Source organism: Enterobacter sp. 148H3, assembly GCF_034107425.1.
Taxonomy (GTDB): domain Bacteria; phylum Pseudomonadota; class Gammaproteobacteria; order Enterobacterales; family Enterobacteriaceae; genus Enterobacter; species Enterobacter vonholyi.
Genome location: NZ_JAWNEI010000012.1, coordinates 34,610 through 56,843, shown reverse-complemented (window position 1 = coordinate 56,843; position 22,234 = coordinate 34,610). Strand labels below are relative to the sequence as shown.

Below are 22,234 nucleotides of genomic sequence, written 5' to 3'. Positions count from 1 at the left end.
ATGATAACGAGGCGCAAAAAATGAAAAAGACAGCTATCGCGATTGCAGTGGCACTGGCTGGCTTCGCTACCGTAGCGCAGGCCGCTCCGAAAGATAATACCTGGTATGCAGGTGGTAAACTGGGCTGGTCTCAGTTCCACGACACTGGCTGGTACAACAGCAGCCTGAACAATGATGGCCCAACTCACGAGAGCCAGCTTGGTGCAGGTGCGTTCGGTGGCTATCAGGTTAACCCGTATGTTGGTTTTGAAATGGGTTACGACTGGTTAGGTCGTATGCCATACAAAGGCGACACCATCAACGGCGCTTTCAAAGCACAGGGCGTTCAACTGACCGCTAAACTGGGCTACCCAATCACTGACGATCTGGACGTGTACACCCGTCTGGGCGGCATGGTATGGCGTGCTGACTCCAGCAACAACATTTCTGGCGACAACCATGACACCGGTGTTTCCCCAGTATTCGCTGGTGGCGTTGAGTGGGCTATGACCCGTGACATCGCTACCCGTCTGGAATACCAGTGGGTTAACAACATCGGCGACGGCAACACCGTTGGTGTTCGTCCAGACAACGGCATGCTGAGCGTAGGTGTTTCCTACCGTTTCGGCCAGCAGGAAGAAGCAGCACCAGTTGTTGCTCCAGCGCCGGCTCCAGCTCCAGAAGTACAGACCAAGCACTTCACTCTGAAGTCTGACGTTCTGTTCAACTTCAACAAAGCGACTCTGAAACCAGAAGGTCAGCAGGCACTGGATCAGCTGTACACCCAGCTGAGCAACCTGGATCCTAAAGACGGTTCTGTAGTGGTTCTGGGCTTCACCGACCGTATCGGTTCTGACGCTTACAACCAGAAACTGTCTGAGAAACGTGCTCAGTCTGTTGTTGATTACCTGATCTCTAAAGGTATCCCAGCTAACAAGATCTCCCCACGTGGTATGGGCGAATCTAACCCAGTTACTGGCAACACCTGTGACAACGTGAAAGCTCGCGCTGCACTGATCGACTGCCTGGCTCCAGATCGTCGCGTAGAGATCGAAGTTAAAGGCATCAAAGACGTTGTAACTCAGCCAGCGGCATAAGTTATCGTCTTATAAAAAAACCCCGCCATGCGGGGTTTTTTATTGTCTGAAGAAAAGTAAAAAATCTACTTTTTACCCAACAGAGCCTGAAGGTCGTTCTTCAGCGTCGACATCTGGTTGGCGTACTTCTCTTTATGTTCTGCATCCTCAATCAGCTGCACGATGGTTTCCGACAGCGTTTTACCCCGTCGTTGTGCCAGCCCGGCCAGGCGCTGCCAGACAACGAACTCAAGGTCGATTGATTTTTTGCGAGTGTGCTGATGCTCAGCATTAAAATGCCGTTTGCGTCGCGCGCGGATAGTTTGCTTCATCCGGTTTAACAACGCAGGATTGATATGTTTCTCAATCCACCCGTTAACCTGTACCGGTTCATTTTCGAGGGTCAGCAAAATATCCACGGCTTCTTGCGCAGCGCTGGCTTCGATGTAGCAGGTGATCAGCTCCCCTTCACGGTGCTTTTTGACCAGGTATTTCCATTTCCAGCCGCTTTCGAGATTTTCCAGTTGTTGATATTTCATTGCGATCTCAGTGTTACCACGTAACTCTGTTCAGAATATCAGTTTTTTAGCAATCTGCTGAAAAGAAATCATATCCTGTGAGTGAATGCAGGCATTCGCCCTGTCGAAATCCCCAATCCTGCTTGGGTACAGCCCCCCGCTTACGGTATACTCCACGCTTTTACATCTGACTAAAAAACATCAACTTTGACCATTACGAAACTTGCATGGCGTGACCTTGTTCCGGATACCGAAAGTTACCAGGAACTGTTTGCACAGCCCGAACTCGCAAAAGAACACGAATTCATCCTTAGCGATACGCAGCCTCGTTTGCATTACGCGCTGGAGCAGGTGTTAAGCCCATGGGCAACAGCACCCTTCATGCTGCTCAAAGCCCCGGAAGAAGCGGAATACCTGACGCTGCTCGGAGATGCTGTGCGTCAGCTGAAGCCGGAAGCGAACGCCGTTTTTGGCGGGCAGTATCGTATTGCGGGACATGATGTCACTTTCGAACCTGCGGCGCAGGCCGATGGCGCTTTTGCCGCTAAGGGCGAGGTGGTTACCGCTAACTGGGTCGAGGCGGAACAACTCTTTGGTTGTCTGCGCCAGTTTAACGGCGAACTTTCGCTGCAGCCGGGGCTGGTACATCGCGCAAATGGCGGTGTTCTCATCATCTCACTGCGTACCCTGCTCTCGCAGCCGCTGCTGTGGATGCGTCTGAAAACCATCGTGCATCAGCAGCGTTTCGACTGGATCGGCTACGATGAGTCTCGTCCCCTGCCTGTCTCGGTTCCGTCTATGCCGCTGTCGTTAACCGTCGTGCTGACAGGCGACCGTGAGTCGCTGGCGGACTTCCAGGAAATGGAGCCTGAACTGGCTGAGCAGGCGGTATATAGCGAATACGAAGATAATATCCAGATTGCCGATGCCGACGATATGGCGCAGTGGTGCCAGTGGGTGATGGCCGTTGCAGAACGTTTTGCGCTGCCAACGCCTGCGGCTGACGCGTGGCCAGGCCTGATCCGCGAAGCGGTGCGCTATACCGGTGACCAGGAAACGCTGCCACTCTGCCCGCTCTGGATCGGCAAACAGCTGCGTGAAGTGGGTGTAATTAGCGGTAACGGTGCGTTCACCGGAGAGCAGCTCACCCAGATGCTGGCTCAGCGAGAGTGGCGAGAAGGCTATCTTGCTGACCGTATGCAGGATGAAATTCTGCTGGAACAAATTCTGGTGGAAACCGAAGGCGAACGCGTCGGGCAGATCAACGCCCTGTCGGTGATTGAATTTCCTGGCCATCCGCGCGCATTCGGGGAACCGTCCCGTATCAGCTGCGTTGTGCATATTGGCGATGGCGAATTTACCGACATCGAACGCAAAGCCGAGCTGGGTGGAAACATTCACGCCAAAGGCATGATGATCATGCAGGCGTTTTTGATGTCTGAGCTGCAGCTTGAGCAACAGATCCCCTTCTCGGCCTCGCTGACGTTTGAGCAGTCCTACAGCGAAGTGGATGGCGATAGCGCCTCTATGGCTGAACTGTGCGCCTTAATCAGCGCCCTGGCGGAAGTGCCCATCAATCAGAACATCGCGATCACCGGCTCGGTGGACCAATTCGGTCGTGCCCAGCCTGTCGGCGGCCTCAACGAAAAAATTGAAGGCTTCTTCTCTATCTGCCAGCAGCGCGGTTTAAACGGCAAGCAGGGTGTAATTATTCCTGCTCCTAACGCACGCCATTTAAGCCTTAGCCAGGAGATTCTGGATGCGGTTGAACAAGAGCAGTTCGCCATCTGGGCCATCGAAGGGATTGAGGATGCACTACCCTTACTGACAAACCTGGTATGGGATGGCGAAGGGCAAACCACCCTGATGCAGACTATCCAGGAGCGCATTGCTCAGGCAACACAGCAGGATGCTCGTCACCGTTATCCATGGCCGTTACGCTGGCTGGGCTGGTTTAGTTCGAACTGATCGGACTTGTTCAGCGTACACGTGTTAGCTATCCTGCGTCCTTCACTAAAATAAGGCTTACTGAGAACATGGTAGATAAACGCGAATCCTATACAAAAGAAGATCTTCTTGCCTCTGGTCGCGGCGAACTGTTTGGCGCAAAAGGCCCACAGTTGCCGGCCCCGAACATGCTGATGATGGACCGTGTCGTGAAAATGACCGAAACCGGCGGCAACTTCGATAAGGGTTACGTAGAAGCAGAACTCGATATCAACCCGGACCTGTGGTTCTTCGGTTGCCACTTTATTGGCGATCCAGTAATGCCTGGTTGTCTGGGCCTGGATGCTATGTGGCAGCTGGTTGGCTTCTATCTGGGCTGGCTGGGTGGCGAAGGTAAAGGCCGCGCACTGGGCGTGGGCGAAGTGAAATTCACTGGTCAGGTTCTGCCTACAGCGAAGAAAGTGACCTATCGTATTCACTTCAAGCGCATCGTAAACCGCCGCCTGATTATGGGCCTGGCAGATGGTGAAGTACTGGTCGATGGTCGTCTGATCTATAGCGCAAGCGACCTGAAGGTTGGCCTGTTCCAGGACACTTCTGCGTTCTGATCGTGCTTTTCGCCCCCCTGAAAGGCGAAACCTCCGCAATGCGGAGGTTTCTTTTTTGAAAGAGACGTTATCAGGCTATGAGTGCCCTGTCGCCGATGGCTTCTCGCCAGCCTCCAAGCCATTGTGACCTTTGATTTATCGTCTGATAAGGACACATTTCTTTAGAACGTCCAGCGATGCCGGCCTGATAACCACGTTGATGAGCCCGTTCCAGGCGATCTCGTTTCTGTCTCTTCATGCCTCGTTTCCCTCATTCTTTTGTCTGGTGGAAAGAAAACAGTGTCTGCGCTATCTGCACAGGCACAGATAACGAATACCCCGAATTAGTCGCATCGTCAATGTTCAAAATTCATACGGGTGTCATATCTGTGAGCTATATGGAAGTTCATTTGTACAAAAATTGTGACGTGGCACAAGTAACAACCTGAGTTGAAAACGAAAAAAAACCGCAATCAGCGACAGGCCAACTGCGGTTTTAATGATGAATTTTACTTATGGCAGCCGGGAAATCTCCCTCGCGATACTGGCCGACTCCTGCGCCCAACCCTGAGCCAGGACTTTCACCATTTCGTCATAGCCATCCTTCTGCTGCTTCAGCTCCAGATGGAAAGGACGCTTAATCAGCTGCCCCTGATGGTTCAGCAACCACTCCCCGCTGATCACCACCGCACCGTCATAGCGGCCGTGGAAGCCCGTTACGGTGACGTTCAGCGTATCCTGATCGTTACCCAGCGGCTGCGACGCGACTACCCAGCCCGGAAGCTGGCTGCCCAGGTTAGCCACCAGCGTGTTGCGCAGCTGCTGATCCAGCGGGCTGGCCCACAGGTTGTTGGTCGCAATCACGTATTTAACGTCGCTGGTCTGATAGACCACGCCGTTCCCTGCCAGATAATCCGGCACGGCGACCTGCTCAACCCACAGCTGGCGGTTTCCCTGACTCGCCGTGCTTTGCCCACCGCTGTGGGTTGCCACAGGCAGCTGATAATAACTTTTATTATCTCCCCCTGAACTGCACGCCGTTAACAGCAGAGCGCCAACCATCAATAGCCATTTTTTCATTCTTTTGCCCTCTTCGGCTCAGGATCCTTTTTATCTTTCGCTTCGAATACCAGCGCATTGCTCTTCTCGTTGAGCGTTTTCAGCACCGGCTGCAGTTCACGCAGGACCTGATCAAGACGCTGCATATCTGCCACCATCTTGTTATAGGCCGCAGAGCCCGGCTGGAAGCCCTGCATACTGCGGTTCAGCTCACGCAGCGTTTTCTGCATGTCCTGCGGCAGCTGCTGCATGCTCTGGCTCGCCGTGATCTTGTTGATGTTATCCAGCGTGGTTTGCAGACGGCGCATCGTTGCCTGGCTTTCGCTCAGCGAGTTTGTCGCCGCTTCAATCATCGGATTCAGTGGCAGATTGTTGATCTTATCCAGCGTCTCCATCAGACGCTGCTGGATCTGCGCCAGACCGCTGCTCACCGTTGGGATGATCTTGTAGCCGCCGAATTCACGGATACCGGTAATCGGCGGTGCTTTCGGGTAGAAGTCCATATCCACATACAGCGCGCCGGTTACCAGGTTGCCGGTTTTCAGCGACCCGCGTAGACCGCGTTCCATCAGTTGGGTGATGTGGGTAGCGATATCCTGGTTTTCACCAATCTGGTTAAGCAGACGCTCTGGTTCAATGCGGATCAGCACCGGAATGCGATAGTCATCATCCAGCATCTGGCTCAGACCCGGGACGAAGAACGGCACTTGTCCAACCGTACCGAGGCGAATACCGCGGAACTCAACGGGCGCCCCCGGCTGCAGGCCGCGAACGGAGTCTTTGAAGAACATCAGGAAGTCAACGTGATCGGTATAGAGCGCGTCCTGAATGCTTTTTTGATCGTCAAAGAGGCGGAAAGCGGTGTTCTCTGCAACCGGCTGCCCCAAATCCAGGCCTTCCGGCACGTCAAAACTCACGCCGCCGCCAAACAGCGTAGTCAGCGAACCCATTTCAACGCGCATGCCTGCCGAGGTCAGATCCACCGCGATCCCGCTGTCTTTCCAGAAACGGACGTTGCTGGTGACCAGACGATCGTTTGGCGCATTGATGAAGAGCTGATAGCTAATTGCGCGTTTCTGCGGATCGAACGTGCTTTTCTCAACCGACCCGACGCGGTAGCCGCGAAACAGTACCGGGTCGCCCGCCGTGAGCTGACCTGCTTTTTTGCTGTCGAGGATCACGCGGATGCCCTTGGCATCAGGCGGCGCAAGCGGCGGTGAATCCAGAAGCTGGTATTTGGCAGGCTGGTTACCCTTAGCGCCGGGCTGCAGCTCTATGTAGGCGCCCGAAAGCAGCGTTCCTAAGCCGCTGATCCCTTCACGCCCCACCTGCGGTTTAACGACCCAGAAAACGGAATCGCCGTGCAGCAGTTTCTCCATGCCGGCATTAAGGCGCGCCTTAATCTCCACATGGGTTAAATCGTCGGTCAGGGTTGCGCTTTCGACCACGCCCACATCCACGCTACGGCTTTTGATGGTCGTTTTACCGCCCTCAATCCCCTCGGCATTGGTGGTTATCAGCGTGACTTCCGGTCCCTGATGGCTGTAATGATAAAACAGGATCCATGCACCGATCAGCGCGGTCACGATGGGAAAAATCCACACCGGTGACCAGTTTTTGACCTTCTGCACTTTCGCCTCTCCACTCTTATTTTCCATGCTCTTACTCTTCCTCATGGCTTGATTCAGGCTCACGATCCCACGATAAACGAGGGTCGAAGGTCATGGCCGCAAACATGGTCATGATCACGACCAGTGCAAACATTAAAGCCCCCATCGCGGGATAAATACTCATCAAACCGCCCATCCGCACCAGCGCAGAGAGAACGGCGATGACAAACACGTCTATCATTGACCAGCGTCCGACAAACTCGACCACCTCATAAATCAGGTGCATGCGTTCGCTGTCGCGTTTTCCATGGCCTTTCGCATCCCAACAGAGCCAAGCGATGGCGATCATTTTTAAGGTTGGCACCATAATACTGGCGATAAAGATGACGCCAGCGACCGGATAGGAACCCTCGCCCCAAAGCAGTATCACCCCGGCCAGGATCGTTGAGGGCATTTTGTCACCGAGCAAATCGGTGATCATAATTGGCAGAATATTGGCAGGCAGATACAGCATGATGGACGTGACCAGCAGCGCCATCGTCCACTGAAGACTATTTTTACGCCGCACATGCCCTTTCGTTTCGCAGCGCGGACAAACGTCGAGATCGGCGGGCAGCACGGCGGTGCAGCACGGGCAAGAACGTAACCCCTGACGAATTCCGGGCACGCCGACCTTCACCGTCTGTGCAAGCGTCGGTGCCGGGGCGATATCGTCCCACGCCCAGCGCCTGTCAACGCACTGGAATGCACGCAGCTGGAGGACACAGTACAGACACCACGGAATAAAGCTGCTGCCGATCCCCACGTCGCCGTATGCCATGAGCTTCACGAAACTGACCAGAATGCCCGCCAGAAAGATCTCGGCCATGCCCCAGCTTTTGAGCTGAAAAAGGATACGCGCAAGCCGGATTTTCAGTGATGCGGGCATCCTGACGCGGTTGACCAGCAAAAGGATTACGACTAGGCAAAAAGCCGGGACTATCTGGACAAACAGGAGAAAAAAGGTGCCGAGGCTGGCGTAATCTTCTGAGAACATCACGCCCGGGATCTCAAGCAAATCCACCTGGCTGGTTATCCCACCCACCTTCATATAGATGAAGGGGAAGAGATTGGAGAGCAGCAGCATAAAAAGTGCTGCAAGAGCGTAAGCAGTGGGACGCTGCCGCGGCGCGTCCCACTCGGTTGTCAACGTCGCACCGCAACGTGGACACAGGGCTTTATGTCCGTGACCAAGCTCTGGCAACGCCACGAGCATATCGCATTGCGAGCATAAAATATGCCTGTCGGCATGGTGCTGGTCACACATATGTTATCCCTGTTTATGCGCCGTTTTTCAGAGACTCAAGGTACTCCCAGCGCTCAAATGCTTCTTCCAGAGCTTTTTCAGCCGCGGACATTTCTGACAGTACTTTCTGAGTATAGTCATGCGATTGGGTAAAGAATGACGCATCAGCAACCTGTTTTTGCAGATCCTCAAGCGCGGCCTCCAGCTCTTCAAGACGCTGCGGCAGTCCCTCCAGTTCGCGCTGCAGGTTATAGCTTAGTTTAGCCGAGGTTTTCTTGACAGTTTCTGCTTTTGTTACAGTAGCTTCAGGACCAATTTTGGACTTTGACTGCTTCGTCGCCAGCGACTGTGCCTGCTGCCCTTTTGCATCGTGATAACCGCCTACGTATTGACCAATTCGCCCTTCACCTTCGAAGATCCAGCACTCGGTCACGGTGTTGTCAACGAACTGACGATCGTGGCTAACCAGCATCACGGTACCCTGATAGCCGTCGATCAGCTCTTCGAGTAATTCCAGCGTTTCGACATCCAGGTCGTTCGTTGGTTCATCGAGAATCAGCAGGTTACTTGGCTTCAGGAACAGGCGCGCCAGCAGAAGACGGTTGCGCTCACCGCCGGACAGCGCGCGCACCGGCGTCATGGCGCGTTTCGGATGGAACAGGAAGTCCTGCAGGTAGCCCAGCACGTGGCGCGGCTTGCCGTTTACCATCACCTCTTGCTTACCTTCAGCGAGGTTATCCATCACCGTACGGTCCGGATCCAGCTCCGCGCGGTGCTGGTCGAAGTAGGCGACCTCGAGCTTGGTCCCGCAGTGAATGCGTCCGCTGTCGGCCTGCAGCTGGCCCAGCATCAGCTTCAGCAGCGTGGTTTTACCGCAGCCGTTCGGGCCAATCAGGGCAATTTTGTCGCCGCGCTGGACCTGTGCGGAGAAGTCTTTCACCAGCACTTTACCGTCAACCTGATAGTTGACGTTTTCCATTTCAAAGACAATCTTGCCGGAACGGGACGCCTCTTCCACCTGCATTTTGGCGCTGCCCATCACTTCGCGACGTTCGCTGCGCTCGCGACGCATCGCCTTCAGGGCGCGCACGCGGCCTTCGTTACGGGTACGGCGGGCTTTGATGCCCTGGCGGATCCAGACCTCTTCCTGCGCCAGCTTACGGTCGAACTCGGCATTCTGCAGCTCTTCCACGCGCAGGTTTTCTTCTTTCTCCAGCAGATAGGTGTCGTAATCGCCGGGATAGGTGACCAGCTTGCCGCGGTCGAGATCGACAATACGCGTCGCCATATTGCGGATAAACGAACGGTCGTGTGAGATGAAAATAATGGTGCCGCTGAAGGTTTTCAGGAAGCCTTCCAGCCAGTCGATCGCTTCGATATCCAGGTGGTTAGTCGGTTCGTCCAGCAGCAGCACCTTCGGCCCGCTAACCAGCGCGCGGCCCAGGGCCGCCTTACGCAGCCAGCCGCCGGAGAGCGCCGACAGCTCCATATCGGGTTCCAGACCGAGCTGGGCCAGCACTTCATTAATACGGTTTTCAAGCTGCCACAGACCGTGGTGATCGAGCATCTCCTGCACTTTTGCAAGTTCGTTGAGGTTTTTGTCACTCGGATCGGTCATCACCAGATGTGAAATCTCGTGATATCGCTTCAGGTATTCGGCCTGCTCAGAGATCCCTTCCGCAACGAAATCGTAAACGCTGCCGGTCACGTGACGCGGCGGGTCCTGCTGGAGGCGGGAGACGATCAGATCCTGTTCATAAACAATGCGTCCGTCATCCAGGCCCTGTTCACGGTTAAGGATTTTCATCAGCGTGGATTTACCCGCGCCGTTACGGCCCACCAGACAGACGCGCTCGTTATCTTCGATGTGCAGCTCAGCATTATCGAGAAGCGGTGAGTCGCTGAAAGAGAGCCACGCGCCGTGCATACTAATTAAAGACATTTATTTTTCCTTTCAGACCGCGGTAATCAACCAGCAGTTATGGATTTGACGGTTACGGGCAAAGTCCTGAGACAGCGTTTTTTGGCTGATTTCTTGTGCTTTCAGTCCCAGGGCTGCTAAGCCGTCATGATCCATACGGAAGCCGCGTTTGTTGTTCGAGAACATAATGGTGCCGCCTTTGCGCAGCAGGCGCTTCAGGTCGGTCATCAGGCGCAGGTGATCGCGTTGAACGTCAAAGCTATCTTCCATACGCTTGGAGTTGGAGAAGGTCGGAGGATCGATAAAGATCAGGTCGAACTGCTCGTCGGTATCGCGCAGCCAGCCCAGCACGTCGGCCTGCATCAGGCGATGCTGACGTCCGGTTAAGCCGTTAAGGCGCAGGTTGCGCTCCGCCCACTCCAGATAGGTACGGGACATATCTACCGTGGTAGTGCTGCGCGCGCCGCCCAGACCGGCATGCACGCTGGCGCTGCCGGTGTAGGAGAAGAGATTCAGGAAGTCCTTGCCTTTACTCATCTGGCCCAGCATGCGGCGGGCGATACGGTGATCGAGGAACAGACCGGTATCCAGATAGTCGGTCAGGTTGACCCACAGGCGCGCGTTGTATTCGCCCACTTCGATAAAGTCGCCCTTCTCGCCCATCTTCTGGTACTGGTTTTTGCCTTTCTGCCGTTCACGGGTTTTCAGCACCAGCTTGTTTGGCGCAATACCCAGCACGGCGATGGTGGCGGCAATGACGTCCAGCATGCGCTGACGCGCTTTTTGCGCATCAATGGTTTTCGGCGGCGCATATTCCTGAATCACCACCCAGTCCGCGTAGCGGTCAACCGCCACGTTGTACTCCGGCAGGTCGGCATCATACAGGCGGTAGCATTCAATGCCCTCCTGCTTCGCCCACTTCTCAAATTTCTTCAGGTTCTTGCGCAGACGGTTAGCGTAATCTTCCGCCACGCCGGACGGCTTGCTGTCGGCCGCCTTCTCCGCCAGATGGTAGTTTTTCTGCACGCAGTCCAGCGGGCCGTTTTTCGCCTTAAACTGGCGATCGGCACGCAGCTGCAGGCAGCTCAGCAGTTCCGGCGAGGCGCTGAACAGAGACAGGTTCCAGCCGCCAAAGTGGTCCTTCATGTTGCGGCCCAGCAGGCTGTGCAGGGCAATCAGCGCCGGTTCGCTGTCCAGACGCTCGCCGTATGGCGGGTTGCTGATCACGGTACCGTACGAGCCTTTTGGTAGCGGGTTGGTCAGGTTCGCCACGTCTTTCACCTCGAAGGTGACCAGCTCGCCGATACCGGCACGGCGGGCGTTGCTGCGCGCGCGCTCAATGACGCGAGGGTCGCTATCGGAGCCGTAGAAATGAGATGTATATTCCGCCAGCCCCTTACGTGCGCGGGTCTGCGCGTCGTCTTTGACCTCTTTCCAGAGCGCTTCATCGTGCTGCGCCCAGCCTTTGAAGCCCCACTGGCCGCGGTGCAGTCCCGGCGCGCGGTCGGTGGCCAGCATGGCCGCTTCAATCAGCAACGTACCGGAACCACACATCGGATCGAGCAGCGGCGTGCCCGGCAGCCAGCCGGAGCGCATCACAATGGCGGCCGCCAGGGTCTCTTTGATGGGTGCCATGCCGGTACGATCGCGGTAGCCGCGCAGGTGCAGGCCCGCGCCGCTCAGATCGAGAGAGATGCTTGCCGTGTCGCCGTTCAGCCAGACGTTAATACGCAGATCGGGGTTTTCACGATCGACGTTCGGACGTTCCTTATTTTTACGGGTGAAGCAGTCCACAATGGCGTCTTTTACGCGCAGGGCACCGTACTGGCTGTTGCGGATCTCGTCGTTCACGCCGTTGAAATGCACCGCAAAGGTAGCATTCGGGGTGAAGATCTCTGTCCAGTCGATCATCTGTACGCCGGTATAGAGGTCAAGATCGCTATAAACCTTGCACTCCTTCATCGGCAGCATGATGCGCGACGCCAGGCGGCTCCACATCAGGCTCTGGTAAATAAGCCGCGTGTCGCCCTCAAAATGGACACCACCCTGAACCACCTGGCACTCTTGCGCGCCCAGGCTTTCCAGTTCAGTTTTTAACAGCTCTTCCAGCCCACGGGCCGTACTGGCAAACAGAGAATTCATATCGTCACTTTTACTCTTAGAAAATTGTCGCGCATTATAGCTAATATGACGTGTATGTCATAAAGTTGAAGGCTTATTTTCATTCGAGGGAGTGTGCAGTGGCGACGTTATCCAGGCTTTTTATTCATCCGGTGAAATCCATGCGCGGCATCGGCGTCTCTCACGCGCTTGCCGACATGAGCGGATTTGCCTTCGATCGTATTTTTATGGTCACCGAGCCTGACGGAACGTTCATTACCGCACGCCACTTCCCTCAGATGGTTCGCTTTACCCCTTCCCCGCTTCATGACGGTTTGCACCTTACCGCGCCGGACGGTTCCAGCGCGATAATTCGCTTTGCTGATTTTGCGCCTGTCGATGCGCCGACGGAAGTGTGGGGCAATTATTTTACCGCGCGCATCGCCCCGGATGAGATCAACCGCTGGCTGAGCGGCTTCTTCTCCCGCGACGTGCAGCTGCGCTGGGTTGGGCCTGAACTGACGCGTCGCGTGAAGCGCCACGACGCCGTTCCTCTCTCCTTCGCCGATGGCTTCCCGTTCCTGCTGACTAACGAAGCTTCACTGCGTGATTTGCAAGGCCGCTGTAAAGCCAGCGTTCAGATGGAACAGTTCCGTCCAAACCTGGTAGTGACGGGCGCCGACGCCTGGGATGAAGACACCTGGAAAGTGATCCGCATTGGCAGCGTCATTTTTGACGTGGTGAAGCCGTGCAGCCGCTGCATTTTCACGACGGTTAGCCCGGAGAAAGGCCAGAAGCACCCTTCCGGCGAACCGTTGAAGACATTGCAGTCATTCCGCACCGCGCAGGACAACGGCGATGTGGATTTCGGCCAGAACCTCATCCCGCGCTCCAGCGGCGCTATCCGCGTCGGTGATGAGGTAGAGATTCTTGCCAGAGGGCCTGCAAGGGTGTACGGCTCAGGGCAGGAAGAAGAAATGGTCGACGTTGTGACGAATGTCGCCTCCGCGATAGATATTCACTGGCAGGGCAACGTCATCCGTGGCAACAACCAGCAGGTATTACTGGAGCAACTGGAGCAGGCTGGTATTCGTGTACCGTATTCCTGTCGCGCAGGCATTTGCGGATGCTGCCGCATCAGGCTGGTGGATGGCGAAGTGAGTGCGTTGAAAAAATCAGCAATTGGAAATGACGGCACAATTCTGTGCTGTAGCTGCGTCCCGAAAACGTCCGTACAGCTGGAAGCTTAAACCGCCTGCTCGAGGCTGAAGGCATCCACGCGAAGCTGGGGCTTCAGCCTGTCGTTCATGACCTTAATAGCATCCCCAAGCTGCATCGTCCGCCCGGCAATCGTTACGCCGGGCTGCGCCAGCAGACAGAGTGCAGCATTTTCGCCAGGCTCAACCACCAGCAGGCTCACCTCTTCTGCGGTATCGCTCAGATTTACGCTCGCCGCATCGCCCGTTGCCGGGGTCCAGTTCATGCCGTGGGGCAGAAAATGCCAGCTCTTTGGCATTTGCGGTTTCAGGAAACGGATAGCCACCAGCGCATTTAATACCAGCTCGGCGCGCTGCTCTTTAGAGAGCACCAGATCGCGGCATTTTTCCTCAAAGGAGAAATAAAGCGCTGCATCGTCAACGCAAAAGCCCGACGGGGAAAACGCATCCGGGGTTAACATTCGGCGGGCAAAACGAGAACGAAACAACATGCCATTGGCTAAGTCGAGCATCATTCGGTCATGCTCGTCGCAAAAATACCAGCGCCAGTTATCGTCAGGTTTAATTCGCATGTGTCTCTCCCGTCCCCAAACGTCCTGTACTAAAAATGTCCTGTTTGCCGCCTCGTTTATAACACCATTAATAAAAGACTATAATGACTAAATAAGCAACAGTGACGGAATATAAAACAACCAGGGCTGGAAATAAAGCCCTGGTTGTCTGATTAAGAGAAAAGATTAGATATGAGTAACGATTTCTTTAATCAGCGGCGGTCCTTTAAAAATAAAGCCGGAATAGATCTGCACCAGCGACGCACCCGCCGCCATTTTCTCGCGCGCAGCAATCACGGAGTCAATGCCGCCGACGCCAATAATCGGCAGACGACCTTTTAATTCCGCAGACAGGGCGCGAATAATTTCGGTGCTTTTTAATTGTACCGGACGGCCACTTAACCCACCCGCTTCGTCACAGTTTTTCATTCCCTGCACGAGGGAACGATCGAGGGTGGTATTGGTTGCAATCACACCATCAATATTATGGCGAACCAAACTGTCGGCAACCTGGATCAATTCTTCGGGAGAAAGATCCGGGGCGATCTTAACCGCGACCGGAACATATTTATGGTGGATCGACTGAAGCTCATTTTGTTTATTTTTAATGGCACTCAGAAGATCGTCCAGCGCTTCGCCATATTGTAAAGAGCGCAGCCCCGGGGTATTGGGTGAAGAAATATTCACCGCAATATAACCGGCATAGGCGTAGACTTTTTCCATACAAATCAGATAGTCATCTTTACCCTGCTCTACCGGCGTGTCTTTATTTTTGCCGATATTGATGCCTAATATCCCGTCAAAATGGGCTTTTTTTACATTCTCAACCAGGTGATCAACACCGAGATTATTAAAGCCCATGCGGTTGATCAGCCCTTCGGCTTCCACCAGTCGGAACAGGCGCGGCTTGTCATTTCCCGGCTGCGGGCGCGGGGTGACGGTACCGATTTCAATGGAGCCAAAGCCCATCGCGCCCAGGGCATCAATGCACTCGCCATTTTTGTCCAGACCGGCCGCCAGACCCAGCGGATTTTTAAAGGTCAGCCCCATGCACTGCACAGGTTTTACCGGCACATTCTGACGTACCAGAGCGGCCAGCGGCGTTCCGGTAATACGACGTAATTGCTGGAATGTAAATTCATGAGCGCGCTCAGGGTCGAGCTGGAAAAGGGCTTTACGAACGAAGGGGTAGTACATGAACTCTCCTGGATTCCCGGTGTGCAAACCGGGAGGGGATTATGGGCGATCCCATCGCGAAAGGGAATTGACCTGCGGCAAAAAACCCGCGTAAAACGCAATCGTTTACCTCCCCGTCCATTTCTTATGCACTTTTTTGCATTTTAATTGCAGATAAATCATTTAGTGGAATAAACGCGCGGTGTCACACTCCTGAAAATTGTTATGAATGTTAGATAAAAGCAAACAATTAGTTATAAGGAGGAAGTATGCGCGTCATTACCCTGGCCGGAAGTCCACGATTCCCTTCGCGCTCCAGTGCCCTGCTGGAATATGCCCGTGAAAAACTGAATGCTCTGGATGTGGAAGTGTGCCACTGGAACCTGCATAACTTCGAACCTGAAGATTTGCTCTACGCCCGTTTCGACAGCCCTGCGCTGAAAACCCTCATTGAGCAACTTAACGGCGCGGACGGCCTGATCGTAGCAACGCCCATCTATAAGGCCTCCTTTTCCGGGGCGCTGAAAACCCTGCTCGATCTGCTTCCGGAACGTGCGCTGGACGGCAAGGTGGTGCTGCCGCTGGCAACGGGCGGTACGGTTGCCCATTTACTGGCCGTGGATTATGCCCTGAAGCCGGTGCTGAACGCGTTGAAAGCGCAGGAGATCCTCCACGGCGTTTTCGCCGATGACTCGCAGGTCATCGACTATCAACACAAACCCCACTTTACGCCTAACCTGCAAACCCGCCTCGATAACGCTCTGGAAACGTTCTGGCATGCCCTGCATCGCCGGGATATCCAGGCCCCGGCGTTTAGTCAGCCTCAAGGAGTCGCACATGTTTAAAACGTTAACCCGCATCGGACTGGCCGGTTTGATGGCGCTTACCCCGCTGGCCCATGCCGCAGAAACGGCTCCGGAAAGTTTACGCATCGGGTATCAGAAAGGCAGCGTCAGCATGGTGCTGGCAAAAAGCCACCAGCTTCTGGAAAAACGCTTCCCGGATACTAAATTCTCCTGGGTGGAGTTCCCTGCCGGCCCGCAGATGCTGGAGGCCCTTAACGTGGGCAGTATCGATCTCGGCAGCACTGGCGATATTCCGCCCATTTTCGCCCAGGCCGCGGGAGCGGACCTCGTCTATGTAGGCGTGGAGCCGCCTAAGCCTAAGGCCGAAGTCATTCTGGTGCCTGAAAACAGCGACATTAAAAGCGTCGCCGATCTTAAAGGCCATAAGGTCGCTTTCCAGAAAGGTTCCAGCTCACACAACCTTTTGCTGCGCGCTCTGCAAGAGGCCGGGCTTAAGTTCACCGACATTCAGCCCGTTTACCTGACACCTGCCGACGCGCGCGCCGCGTTCCAGCAGAAGAACGTTGATGCCTGGGCCATCTGGGACCCGTACTACTCCGCCGCATTGCTGCAGGGTGGCGTTCGCGTGCTGAAAGACGGTACCACGCTGAAGCAGACCGGCTCGTTCTATCTGGCCGCGCGCCCTTATGCGGAAAAGAACGGCGCATTTATTCAGGGCGTGCTGGATACCTTTACCCAGGCCGATGCCCTGACCCAGACCCAGCGTCAGGAGAGCATTTCCCTGCTGGCGAAAACCATGGGCTTACCTGAGCCGGTGATCGCGAGCTATCTCAACCACCGTCCGCCGACCACCATTACCCCGGTGGACGCACACGTCGCCGCGCTTCAGCAACAAACGGCTGACCTTTTCTATCAAAACCACCTGGTGCCAAAACAGGTCACTATTCGCGAACGCATCTGGCAGCCCGCAGGCAAAGAAGGAGCTAAATCATGAGTCTGAATCTTTTCTGGTTTTTACCCACCCACGGTGATGGACACTATCTTGGTACAGAAGAGGGCTCGCGCCCGGTTGACCACGGCTACCTGCAGCAGATTGCGCAGGCAGCGGACCGAATCGGTTTCACTGGGGTGCTCATCCCGACCGGACGTTCATGTGAAGATGCCTGGCTGGTCGCCGCATCAATGATTCCGGTCACCCAACGTCTGAAGTTCCTGGTTGCGTTACGTCCAAGCGTCGTCTCCCCTACCGTGGCGGCACGCCAGGCGGCAACGCTGGACAGACTATCCAACGGCCGCGCCCTGTTTAACCTGGTGACGGGCAGCGATCCGCAGGAGCTGGCAGGCGACGGCGTGTTCCTCGACCATACCGAACGCTATGAAGCTTCCGCCGAGTTCACCCGCGTCTGGCGACGCCTGCTGGAAGGTGAAACCGTTACCTTTGAAGGCAAGCATATCCACGTTCGTGACGCGAAACTCTACTTCCCGCCGGTACAGCAGCCGCGACCGCCGCTCTATTTTGGCGGATCGTCGGATGTAGCCCAGGATCTGGCGGCAGAACAGGTCGATCTCTATCTGACCTGGGGCGAACCGCCTGAGCTGGTGAAAGAAAAAATTGCCCAGGTACGCGCTAAGGCGGCCGCCCATGGCCGCAAGGTGCGCTTCGGCATTCGCCTGCATGTGATTGTGCGCGAAACCAGTGAAGAAGCCTGGCAGGCGGCGGACCGCCTGATCTCCCATCTGGATGATGAAACGATCGCCAGAGCCCAGGCCGCATTTGCCAAAACCGACTCCGTCGGGCAGCACCGGATGGCATCCCTGCACAACGGCAAGCGCGAGAATCTGGAGATCAGCCCGAACCTGTGGGCGGGCGTTGGTCTGGTGCGCGGCGGTGCGGGCACGGCGCTGGTCGGCGACGGACCGACCGTGGCCGCGCGCATCAACGAATACGCCGAGCTGGGTATCGACAGCTTCATTCTCTCCGGTTATCCGCACCTGGAAGAGGCCTACAAGGTGGGCGAGCTGTTATTCCCGCACCTGGATGTCGCCATTCCGGAAATTCCGCAGCCGCAGCGGCTCCAGCTGCAGGGCGAAGCCGTGGCGAACGAATTCATTCCACGTAAAGCCGCACAGAGCTAAGGAGCGACCATGTCTGCCACCTCACAAAAATGGCTGCTGCGCGCCGCGCCGTGGTTTTTACCCGTCGGCATTGTGGCTCTCTGGCAGCTCGCGTCGTCCACCGGCTGGCTGTCGAGCCGCATTCTGCCCTCTCCGGAGGGTGTTGTAGAAGCGTTCTGGTCGCTGAGCGTCAGCGGTGAGCTGTGGCAGCACCTGGCGATCAGCTCCTGGCGCGCGGCGATCGGGTTTTCCATCGGCGGCAGCATCGGTCTGGTTCTGGGCCTGATCAGCGGTCTTTCACGCTGGGGCGAGCGGCTGCTGGACACCTCCATCCAGATGCTGCGCAACGTGCCGCATCTGGCGCTGATCCCGCTGGTCATCCTGTGGTTTGGAATTGATGAGAGCGCCAAGATTTTCCTCGTGGCGCTGGGCACGCTGTTCCCCATTTACATCAACACCTGGCACGGCATCCGCAATATCGATCGCGGTCTGGTCGAGATGGCGCGCAGCTACGGCTTATCGGGTTTTTCCCTGTTTATTCACGTGATCCTGCCGGGCGCACTGCCCTCCATTATGGTCGGGGTGCGTTTCGCGCTCGGCCTGATGTGGCTGACGCTGATTGTGGCGGAAACCATCTCGGCCAACTCCGGGATTGGCTACCTGGCGATGAACGCCCGCGAATTCCTGCAAACGGACGTGGTGGTGGTTGCGATTATTCTTTACGCCCTGCTCGGCAAACTCGCCGACGTCAGCGCCCAGTGGCTGGAGCGCATCTGGCTGCGCTGGAACCCGGCCTATACCCTTCAGGAGGCGAAAGCATGAATACTGCACGACTGAATCAGGGGACACCGCTACTACTGAACGGCGTCACCAAACGCTACGGTGAAAACACCATTCTTAACGGGCTGGATCTGCATATTCCCGCCGGACAATTTGTGGCCGTTGTCGGGCGCAGCGGCGGTGGAAAGAGTACCCTGCTACGGCTTCTGGCCGGACTGGAAGCCCCCAACGGCGGCGACATTCTGGCAGGGACAACGCCGCTTTCGAATATCCAGTACGATACCCGCATGATGTTCCAGGACGCGCGCCTGCTGCCGTGGAAAACGGTTATCGACAATGTCGGGCTCGGTCTTAAGGGCAACTGGAGGGATGAAGCCCGCCAGGCGCTGGCCGCCGTTGGGCTGGAAAATCGAGCCGATGAATGGCCTGCAGCCCTTTCGGGTGGACAGAGGCAGCGCGTGGCCCTGGCGCGCGCGTTAATTCACCGTCCGGGCCTGCTGTTGCTTGATGAACCGCTGGGCGCGCTCGACGCCCTGACGCGAATCGAAATGCAGGATTTGATTGGATCTCTCTGGCAAGCACACGGCTTTACGGTACTGCTGGTGACGCATGACGTGAGCGAAGCCGTCGCAATGGCCGACCGGGTGCTGTTAATAGAAGATGGTAAAATAGGTCTGGATCTGACAGTGGATCTTCCGCGGCCTCGTCGCGTGGGCTCGGCAAGACTGGCGGAGCTGGAAGCGGAAGTGCTGGATCGGGTGATGAAGCGTGGAGGTACGGAGTTACAGCGAGCTAAGGCTAATGCCTGATGCCCTCACCCCGGCCCTCTCCCACAGGGAGAGGGAGGGTTAACTTTTATTACGCTAAGGCTTTAGCAATCTTCTCGTACAGATCGCCAGACAGGTTTTCCAGCCCTTTCAGCTGCTCAAGCGCGGCACGCATTTTCGCCTGACGCTTCGCATCGTAGCGTTTCAGACGGATCAGCGGCTCAATCAGGCGCGACGCCACCTGCGGGTTACGGCTGTTCAGCTCGGTCAGCATTTCCACCATGAACTGATAACCGCTGCCGTCTTCGGCGTGGAACGCGGCCGGGTTGCTGCTTGCAAACGCGCCAATCAGCGAACGCACGCGGTTTGGGTTGCTCAGGGTAAAGGAACGATGCTTCAGCAGGCTGCGCACGTTGCTGAGCGCATCGGCCGCCGGGCTGGTCGCCTGCAGGATGAACCACTTGTCCATCACCAGGCCATCCTGATGCCACTTGTCGTCGTACTCCTGCATCAGCGCGTCGCGGCACGGCAGCTCAGCGGCAACGCTTGCACCCAGCGCGGCCAGCGCGTCGGTCATGTTATCCGCTTCATGATACTGCTTGCTCACAAGGGTGTTCGCCAGCTCGGTTTCACAAAACGCCAGGTAGCGCAGACAGGTATTACGCAGAGAACGTTTACCAATGTCCGCGTGCTCAACGCGATAAGCGTCAAGCTTGTTGGCGTTATAAATGGCGAGGAACTCGTCCGCCAGTTCAGCAGCCAGCGTACGGGTCAGCGCTTCACGCACCGCCACGATCGCGATCGGATCGATAATCTCGAACAACTCGGCGATTTCCGTTGCTGACGGCAGGGTCAGAATTTCAGCGGCGAGCGCCGGGTCAATCTTCTCATCCAGCAGGATCGCGCGGAACGCGTCAGCCACGTGCACAGGCAGCGACAGCGGCTGGCCCTGCTGGTGACGGTTTACGTTGATCTTGATGTAGGTCGCCAGCAGGCTTTGCGCCGCATCCCAGCGGGAGAAATCGTTGCGCGCGTGACGCATCAGGAACGTCAGCTGCTGATCGCTCCACTTGTACTCCAGCTTCACCGGCGCGGAGAATTCGCACAGCAGAGCAGGCACCGGCTGGAAGTAGACGTTATCAAAGATAAAGGTCTGCTCGGCCTGGGTCACGTTCAATACGTGGTGTACCGGGTGGCCGCCCTTCTGCAGTGGGATGACTTTGCCTTCGTTATCGTACAGCTCAATGCTGAACGGAATATGCAGCGGGTATTTCTCTTCCTGCTCTGCCGTCGGCGGCGTGCGCTGACTGATGGTCAGCGTGTACTGCTCGGTTTCCGGATTGTAGTCGTCTTTGACGGTAACAATTGGCGTACCGGCCTGGCTGTACCAGCGGCGGAAGTGGGAAAGATCGACATTAGAAGCATCTTCCATTGCCTGCACAAAATCGTCGCAGGTGGCCGCGCTGCCGTCATGACGTTCGAAGTAGAGCTGCATCCCTTTCTGGAAGTTCTCTTCCCCCAGCAGGGTGTGGATCATACGGATAATTTCTGCGCCTTTTTCGTACACCGTCAGGGTGTAGAAGTTATTCATCTCAATGACTTTATCCGGGCGGATCGGATGCGCCATTGGGCTGGCATCTTCTGCAAACTGCAGGCCACGCATGGTTCGCACGTTGTTGATGCGGTTCACCGCGCGTGACCCCAGATCGGAGCTGAACTCCTGGTCGCGGAAGACGGTCAGGCCTTCTTTCAGGCTCAGCTGGAACCAGTCGCGGCAGGTGACGCGGTTACCGGTCCAGTTGTGGAAATATTCGTGGCCGATGACGCGTTCGATGTCGAGATAATCTTTATCGGTGGCGGTATCGGTGCGCGCCAGCACGTATTTGGAGTTAAAGACGTTCAGCCCTTTGTTCTCCATTGCGCCCATGTTGAAGAAATCGACGGCGACGATCATATAGATGTCGAGGTCATATTCGAGGCCAAAGCGCTCCTCGTCCCACTTCATGGAGTTGATGAGCGAGGTCATCGCCCACGGCGCGCGGTCCAGGTTGCCGCGGTCAACAAACAGCTCCAGCGCCACCTCGCGGCCTGAGCGTGTTTTGAAGGTGTCGCGCAGCACGTCGAAGTCCCCCGCCACCAGCGCAAACAGGTAGCACGGTTTCGGGAACGGATCCTGCCACTGAACCCAGTGACGGCCATTCTCCAGCTCGCCTTCGCCCACGCGGTTGCCGTTGGAGAGCAGGAAGGGATACAGGGTTTTATCGGCGATGATTTTGGTGGTGAAGCGCGCCAGGACGTCCGGGCGATCGAGATACCAGGTAATGTGGCGGAACCCTTCCGCTTCACACTGGGTACACAGCGCCACGCCAGACTGGTAAAGCCCTTCCAGCGCGGTATTGGCGGCCGGGCTGATTTCATTCACGATGCGCAGCGTAAACTGTTCCGGCAGGTTGTCGATGACCAGCTGGTTGTTTTCTTCTTTATAGTCCGACCAGGCTTCATCATTGATATGCAGGGAGACCAGCGTCAGGTCTTCGCCATCCAGACGCAGCGGAACGGCAGTTGCGCTGTGGCGCGTCACCTGACTCACCGCCGTGACAACGGTTTTTGTGGCATCCAGGTCAAAAGTCAGATCGATTTCGCTAATTAGGTAATCCGGCGCACGGTAGTCGTGGCGGTATTTGGCTTGTGGCTGTTGTGTCATAGAAAACCTTATGCATCGTTTGTCGAGTAACGTTTC

The 22,234-nt window shown here is 56.0% G+C and carries 19 protein-coding genes; 9 read left to right on the top strand and 10 right to left on the bottom strand.

What is annotated here, in order from left to right; genetic code table 11:
• Nucleotides 1-20 precede the first annotated feature (20 nt).
• A complete protein-coding gene (gene ompA, locus USH94_RS17215; protein ID WP_023311028.1) occupies nt 21-1,076 on the top strand; it encodes a porin OmpA in 1,056 nt (351 codons plus the stop codon).
• Nucleotides 1,077-1,141: 65 nt separating this feature from the next.
• Here the strand turns inward: ompA and matP are convergent, their stop codons facing one another.
• Nucleotides 1,142-1,594, bottom strand: a complete 453-nt coding sequence (gene matP / locus USH94_RS17210) for a macrodomain Ter protein MatP (RefSeq protein WP_008499929.1) — start codon at nt 1,592-1,594, stop codon at nt 1,142-1,144.
• A gap of 186 nt (nt 1,595-1,780) precedes the next feature.
• On the opposite strand from matP, the gene USH94_RS17205 reads away from it, so the two are divergent.
• Together USH94_RS17205 and fabA are read left to right on the top strand one after the other, a co-directional pair.
• On the top strand, nt 1,781-3,541 hold the full coding sequence (locus USH94_RS17205; RefSeq protein ID WP_111964543.1) for an AAA family ATPase: 1,761 nt from the start codon (nt 1,781-1,783) through the stop codon (nt 3,539-3,541).
• Between the two features lie 68 nt (nt 3,542-3,609).
• Entirely contained in the window at nt 3,610-4,128 is a 519-nt protein-coding gene (gene fabA / locus USH94_RS17200) for a 3-hydroxyacyl-[acyl-carrier-protein] dehydratase FabA (RefSeq protein WP_008499931.1), read from the top strand.
• 70 nt (nt 4,129-4,198) lie between these two features.
• Here the strand turns inward: fabA and rmf are convergent, their stop codons facing one another.
• From rmf to rlmKL, 6 genes are all read right to left on the bottom strand, one after another.
• On the bottom strand, nt 4,199-4,366 hold the full coding sequence (gene rmf / locus USH94_RS17195; protein ID WP_013097261.1) for a ribosome modulation factor: 168 nt from the start codon (nt 4,364-4,366) through the stop codon (nt 4,199-4,201).
• Between the two features lie 254 nt (nt 4,367-4,620).
• Nucleotides 4,621-5,187, bottom strand: a complete 567-nt coding sequence (gene pqiC / locus USH94_RS17190; protein ID WP_008499932.1) for a membrane integrity-associated transporter subunit PqiC — start codon at nt 5,185-5,187, stop codon at nt 4,621-4,623.
• Entirely contained in the window at nt 5,184-6,824 is a 1,641-nt protein-coding gene (gene pqiB / locus USH94_RS17185; RefSeq protein WP_111964544.1) for an intermembrane transport protein PqiB, read from the bottom strand. The genes pqiC and pqiB overlap by 4 nt, the downstream gene beginning before the upstream one ends.
• Nucleotides 6,825-6,828: 4 nt before the next feature.
• Complete coding sequence (pqiA, locus tag USH94_RS17180; protein WP_023335152.1) at nt 6,829-8,082, bottom strand: membrane integrity-associated transporter subunit PqiA; 1,254 nt, start codon at nt 8,080-8,082, stop codon at nt 6,829-6,831.
• Nucleotides 8,083-8,095: 13 nt separating this feature from the next.
• Complete coding sequence (locus tag USH94_RS17175) at nt 8,096-10,003, bottom strand: ABC transporter ATP-binding protein (RefSeq protein ID WP_111964545.1); 1,908 nt, start codon at nt 10,001-10,003, stop codon at nt 8,096-8,098.
• Nucleotides 10,004-10,015: 12 nt separating this feature from the next.
• Entirely contained in the window at nt 10,016-12,124 is a 2,109-nt protein-coding gene (rlmKL, locus tag USH94_RS17170) for a bifunctional 23S rRNA (guanine(2069)-N(7))-methyltransferase RlmK/23S rRNA (guanine(2445)-N(2))-methyltransferase RlmL (RefSeq protein ID WP_111964546.1), read from the bottom strand.
• 98 nt (nt 12,125-12,222) lie between these two features.
• Between rlmKL and USH94_RS17165 the strand changes: the two genes are divergently transcribed.
• Nucleotides 12,223-13,332 (top strand): YcbX family protein, encoded by a 1,110-nt coding sequence (locus USH94_RS17165; RefSeq protein ID WP_111964547.1) that lies wholly within the window; start codon nt 12,223-12,225, stop codon nt 13,330-13,332.
• Here USH94_RS17165 and zapC read toward each other — a convergent pair.
• Together zapC and pyrD are read right to left on the bottom strand one after the other, a co-directional pair.
• Nucleotides 13,329-13,871, bottom strand: coding sequence for a cell division protein ZapC (gene zapC, locus USH94_RS17160; RefSeq protein WP_032651189.1), 543 nt, complete (start codon nt 13,869-13,871; stop codon nt 13,329-13,331). The genes USH94_RS17165 and zapC overlap by 4 nt on opposite strands.
• 165 nt (nt 13,872-14,036) lie before the next feature.
• Nucleotides 14,037-15,047 (bottom strand): quinone-dependent dihydroorotate dehydrogenase, encoded by a 1,011-nt coding sequence (gene pyrD / locus USH94_RS17155; protein WP_111964548.1) that lies wholly within the window; start codon nt 15,045-15,047, stop codon nt 14,037-14,039.
• A 248-nt stretch (nt 15,048-15,295) separates the two neighbouring features.
• Between pyrD and ssuE the strand changes: the two genes are divergently transcribed.
• The 5 genes from ssuE to ssuB are packed head-to-tail and all read left to right on the top strand — an operon-like array spanning nt 15,296 to nt 19,536.
• A complete protein-coding gene (gene ssuE / locus USH94_RS17150; RefSeq protein WP_045352017.1) occupies nt 15,296-15,871 on the top strand; it encodes an NADPH-dependent FMN reductase in 576 nt (191 codons plus the stop codon).
• Nucleotides 15,864-16,826, top strand: a complete 963-nt coding sequence (locus USH94_RS17145) for a sulfonate ABC transporter substrate-binding protein (protein ID WP_111964549.1) — start codon at nt 15,864-15,866, stop codon at nt 16,824-16,826. Before ssuE ends, USH94_RS17145 begins: the two co-directional genes overlap by 8 nt.
• A complete protein-coding gene (gene ssuD / locus USH94_RS17140) occupies nt 16,823-17,968 on the top strand; it encodes an FMNH2-dependent alkanesulfonate monooxygenase (protein ID WP_111964550.1) in 1,146 nt (381 codons plus the stop codon). The genes USH94_RS17145 and ssuD overlap by 4 nt, the downstream gene beginning before the upstream one ends.
• Nucleotides 17,969-17,977: 9 nt before the next feature.
• Nucleotides 17,978-18,769 (top strand): aliphatic sulfonate ABC transporter permease SsuC, encoded by a 792-nt coding sequence (gene ssuC, locus USH94_RS17135; RefSeq protein WP_111964551.1) that lies wholly within the window; start codon nt 17,978-17,980, stop codon nt 18,767-18,769.
• Nucleotides 18,766-19,536, top strand: coding sequence for an aliphatic sulfonates ABC transporter ATP-binding protein (ssuB, locus tag USH94_RS17130; protein WP_111964552.1), 771 nt, complete (start codon nt 18,766-18,768; stop codon nt 19,534-19,536). Before ssuC ends, ssuB begins: the two co-directional genes overlap by 4 nt.
• Nucleotides 19,537-19,585: 49 nt before the next feature.
• Here the strand turns inward: ssuB and pepN are convergent, their stop codons facing one another.
• Nucleotides 19,586-22,198: an aminopeptidase N gene (gene pepN, locus USH94_RS17125; RefSeq protein WP_111964553.1), complete on the bottom strand. Its 2,613-nt coding sequence runs from the start codon at nt 22,196-22,198 to the stop codon at nt 19,586-19,588.
• Nucleotides 22,199-22,234 lie beyond the last annotated feature (36 nt).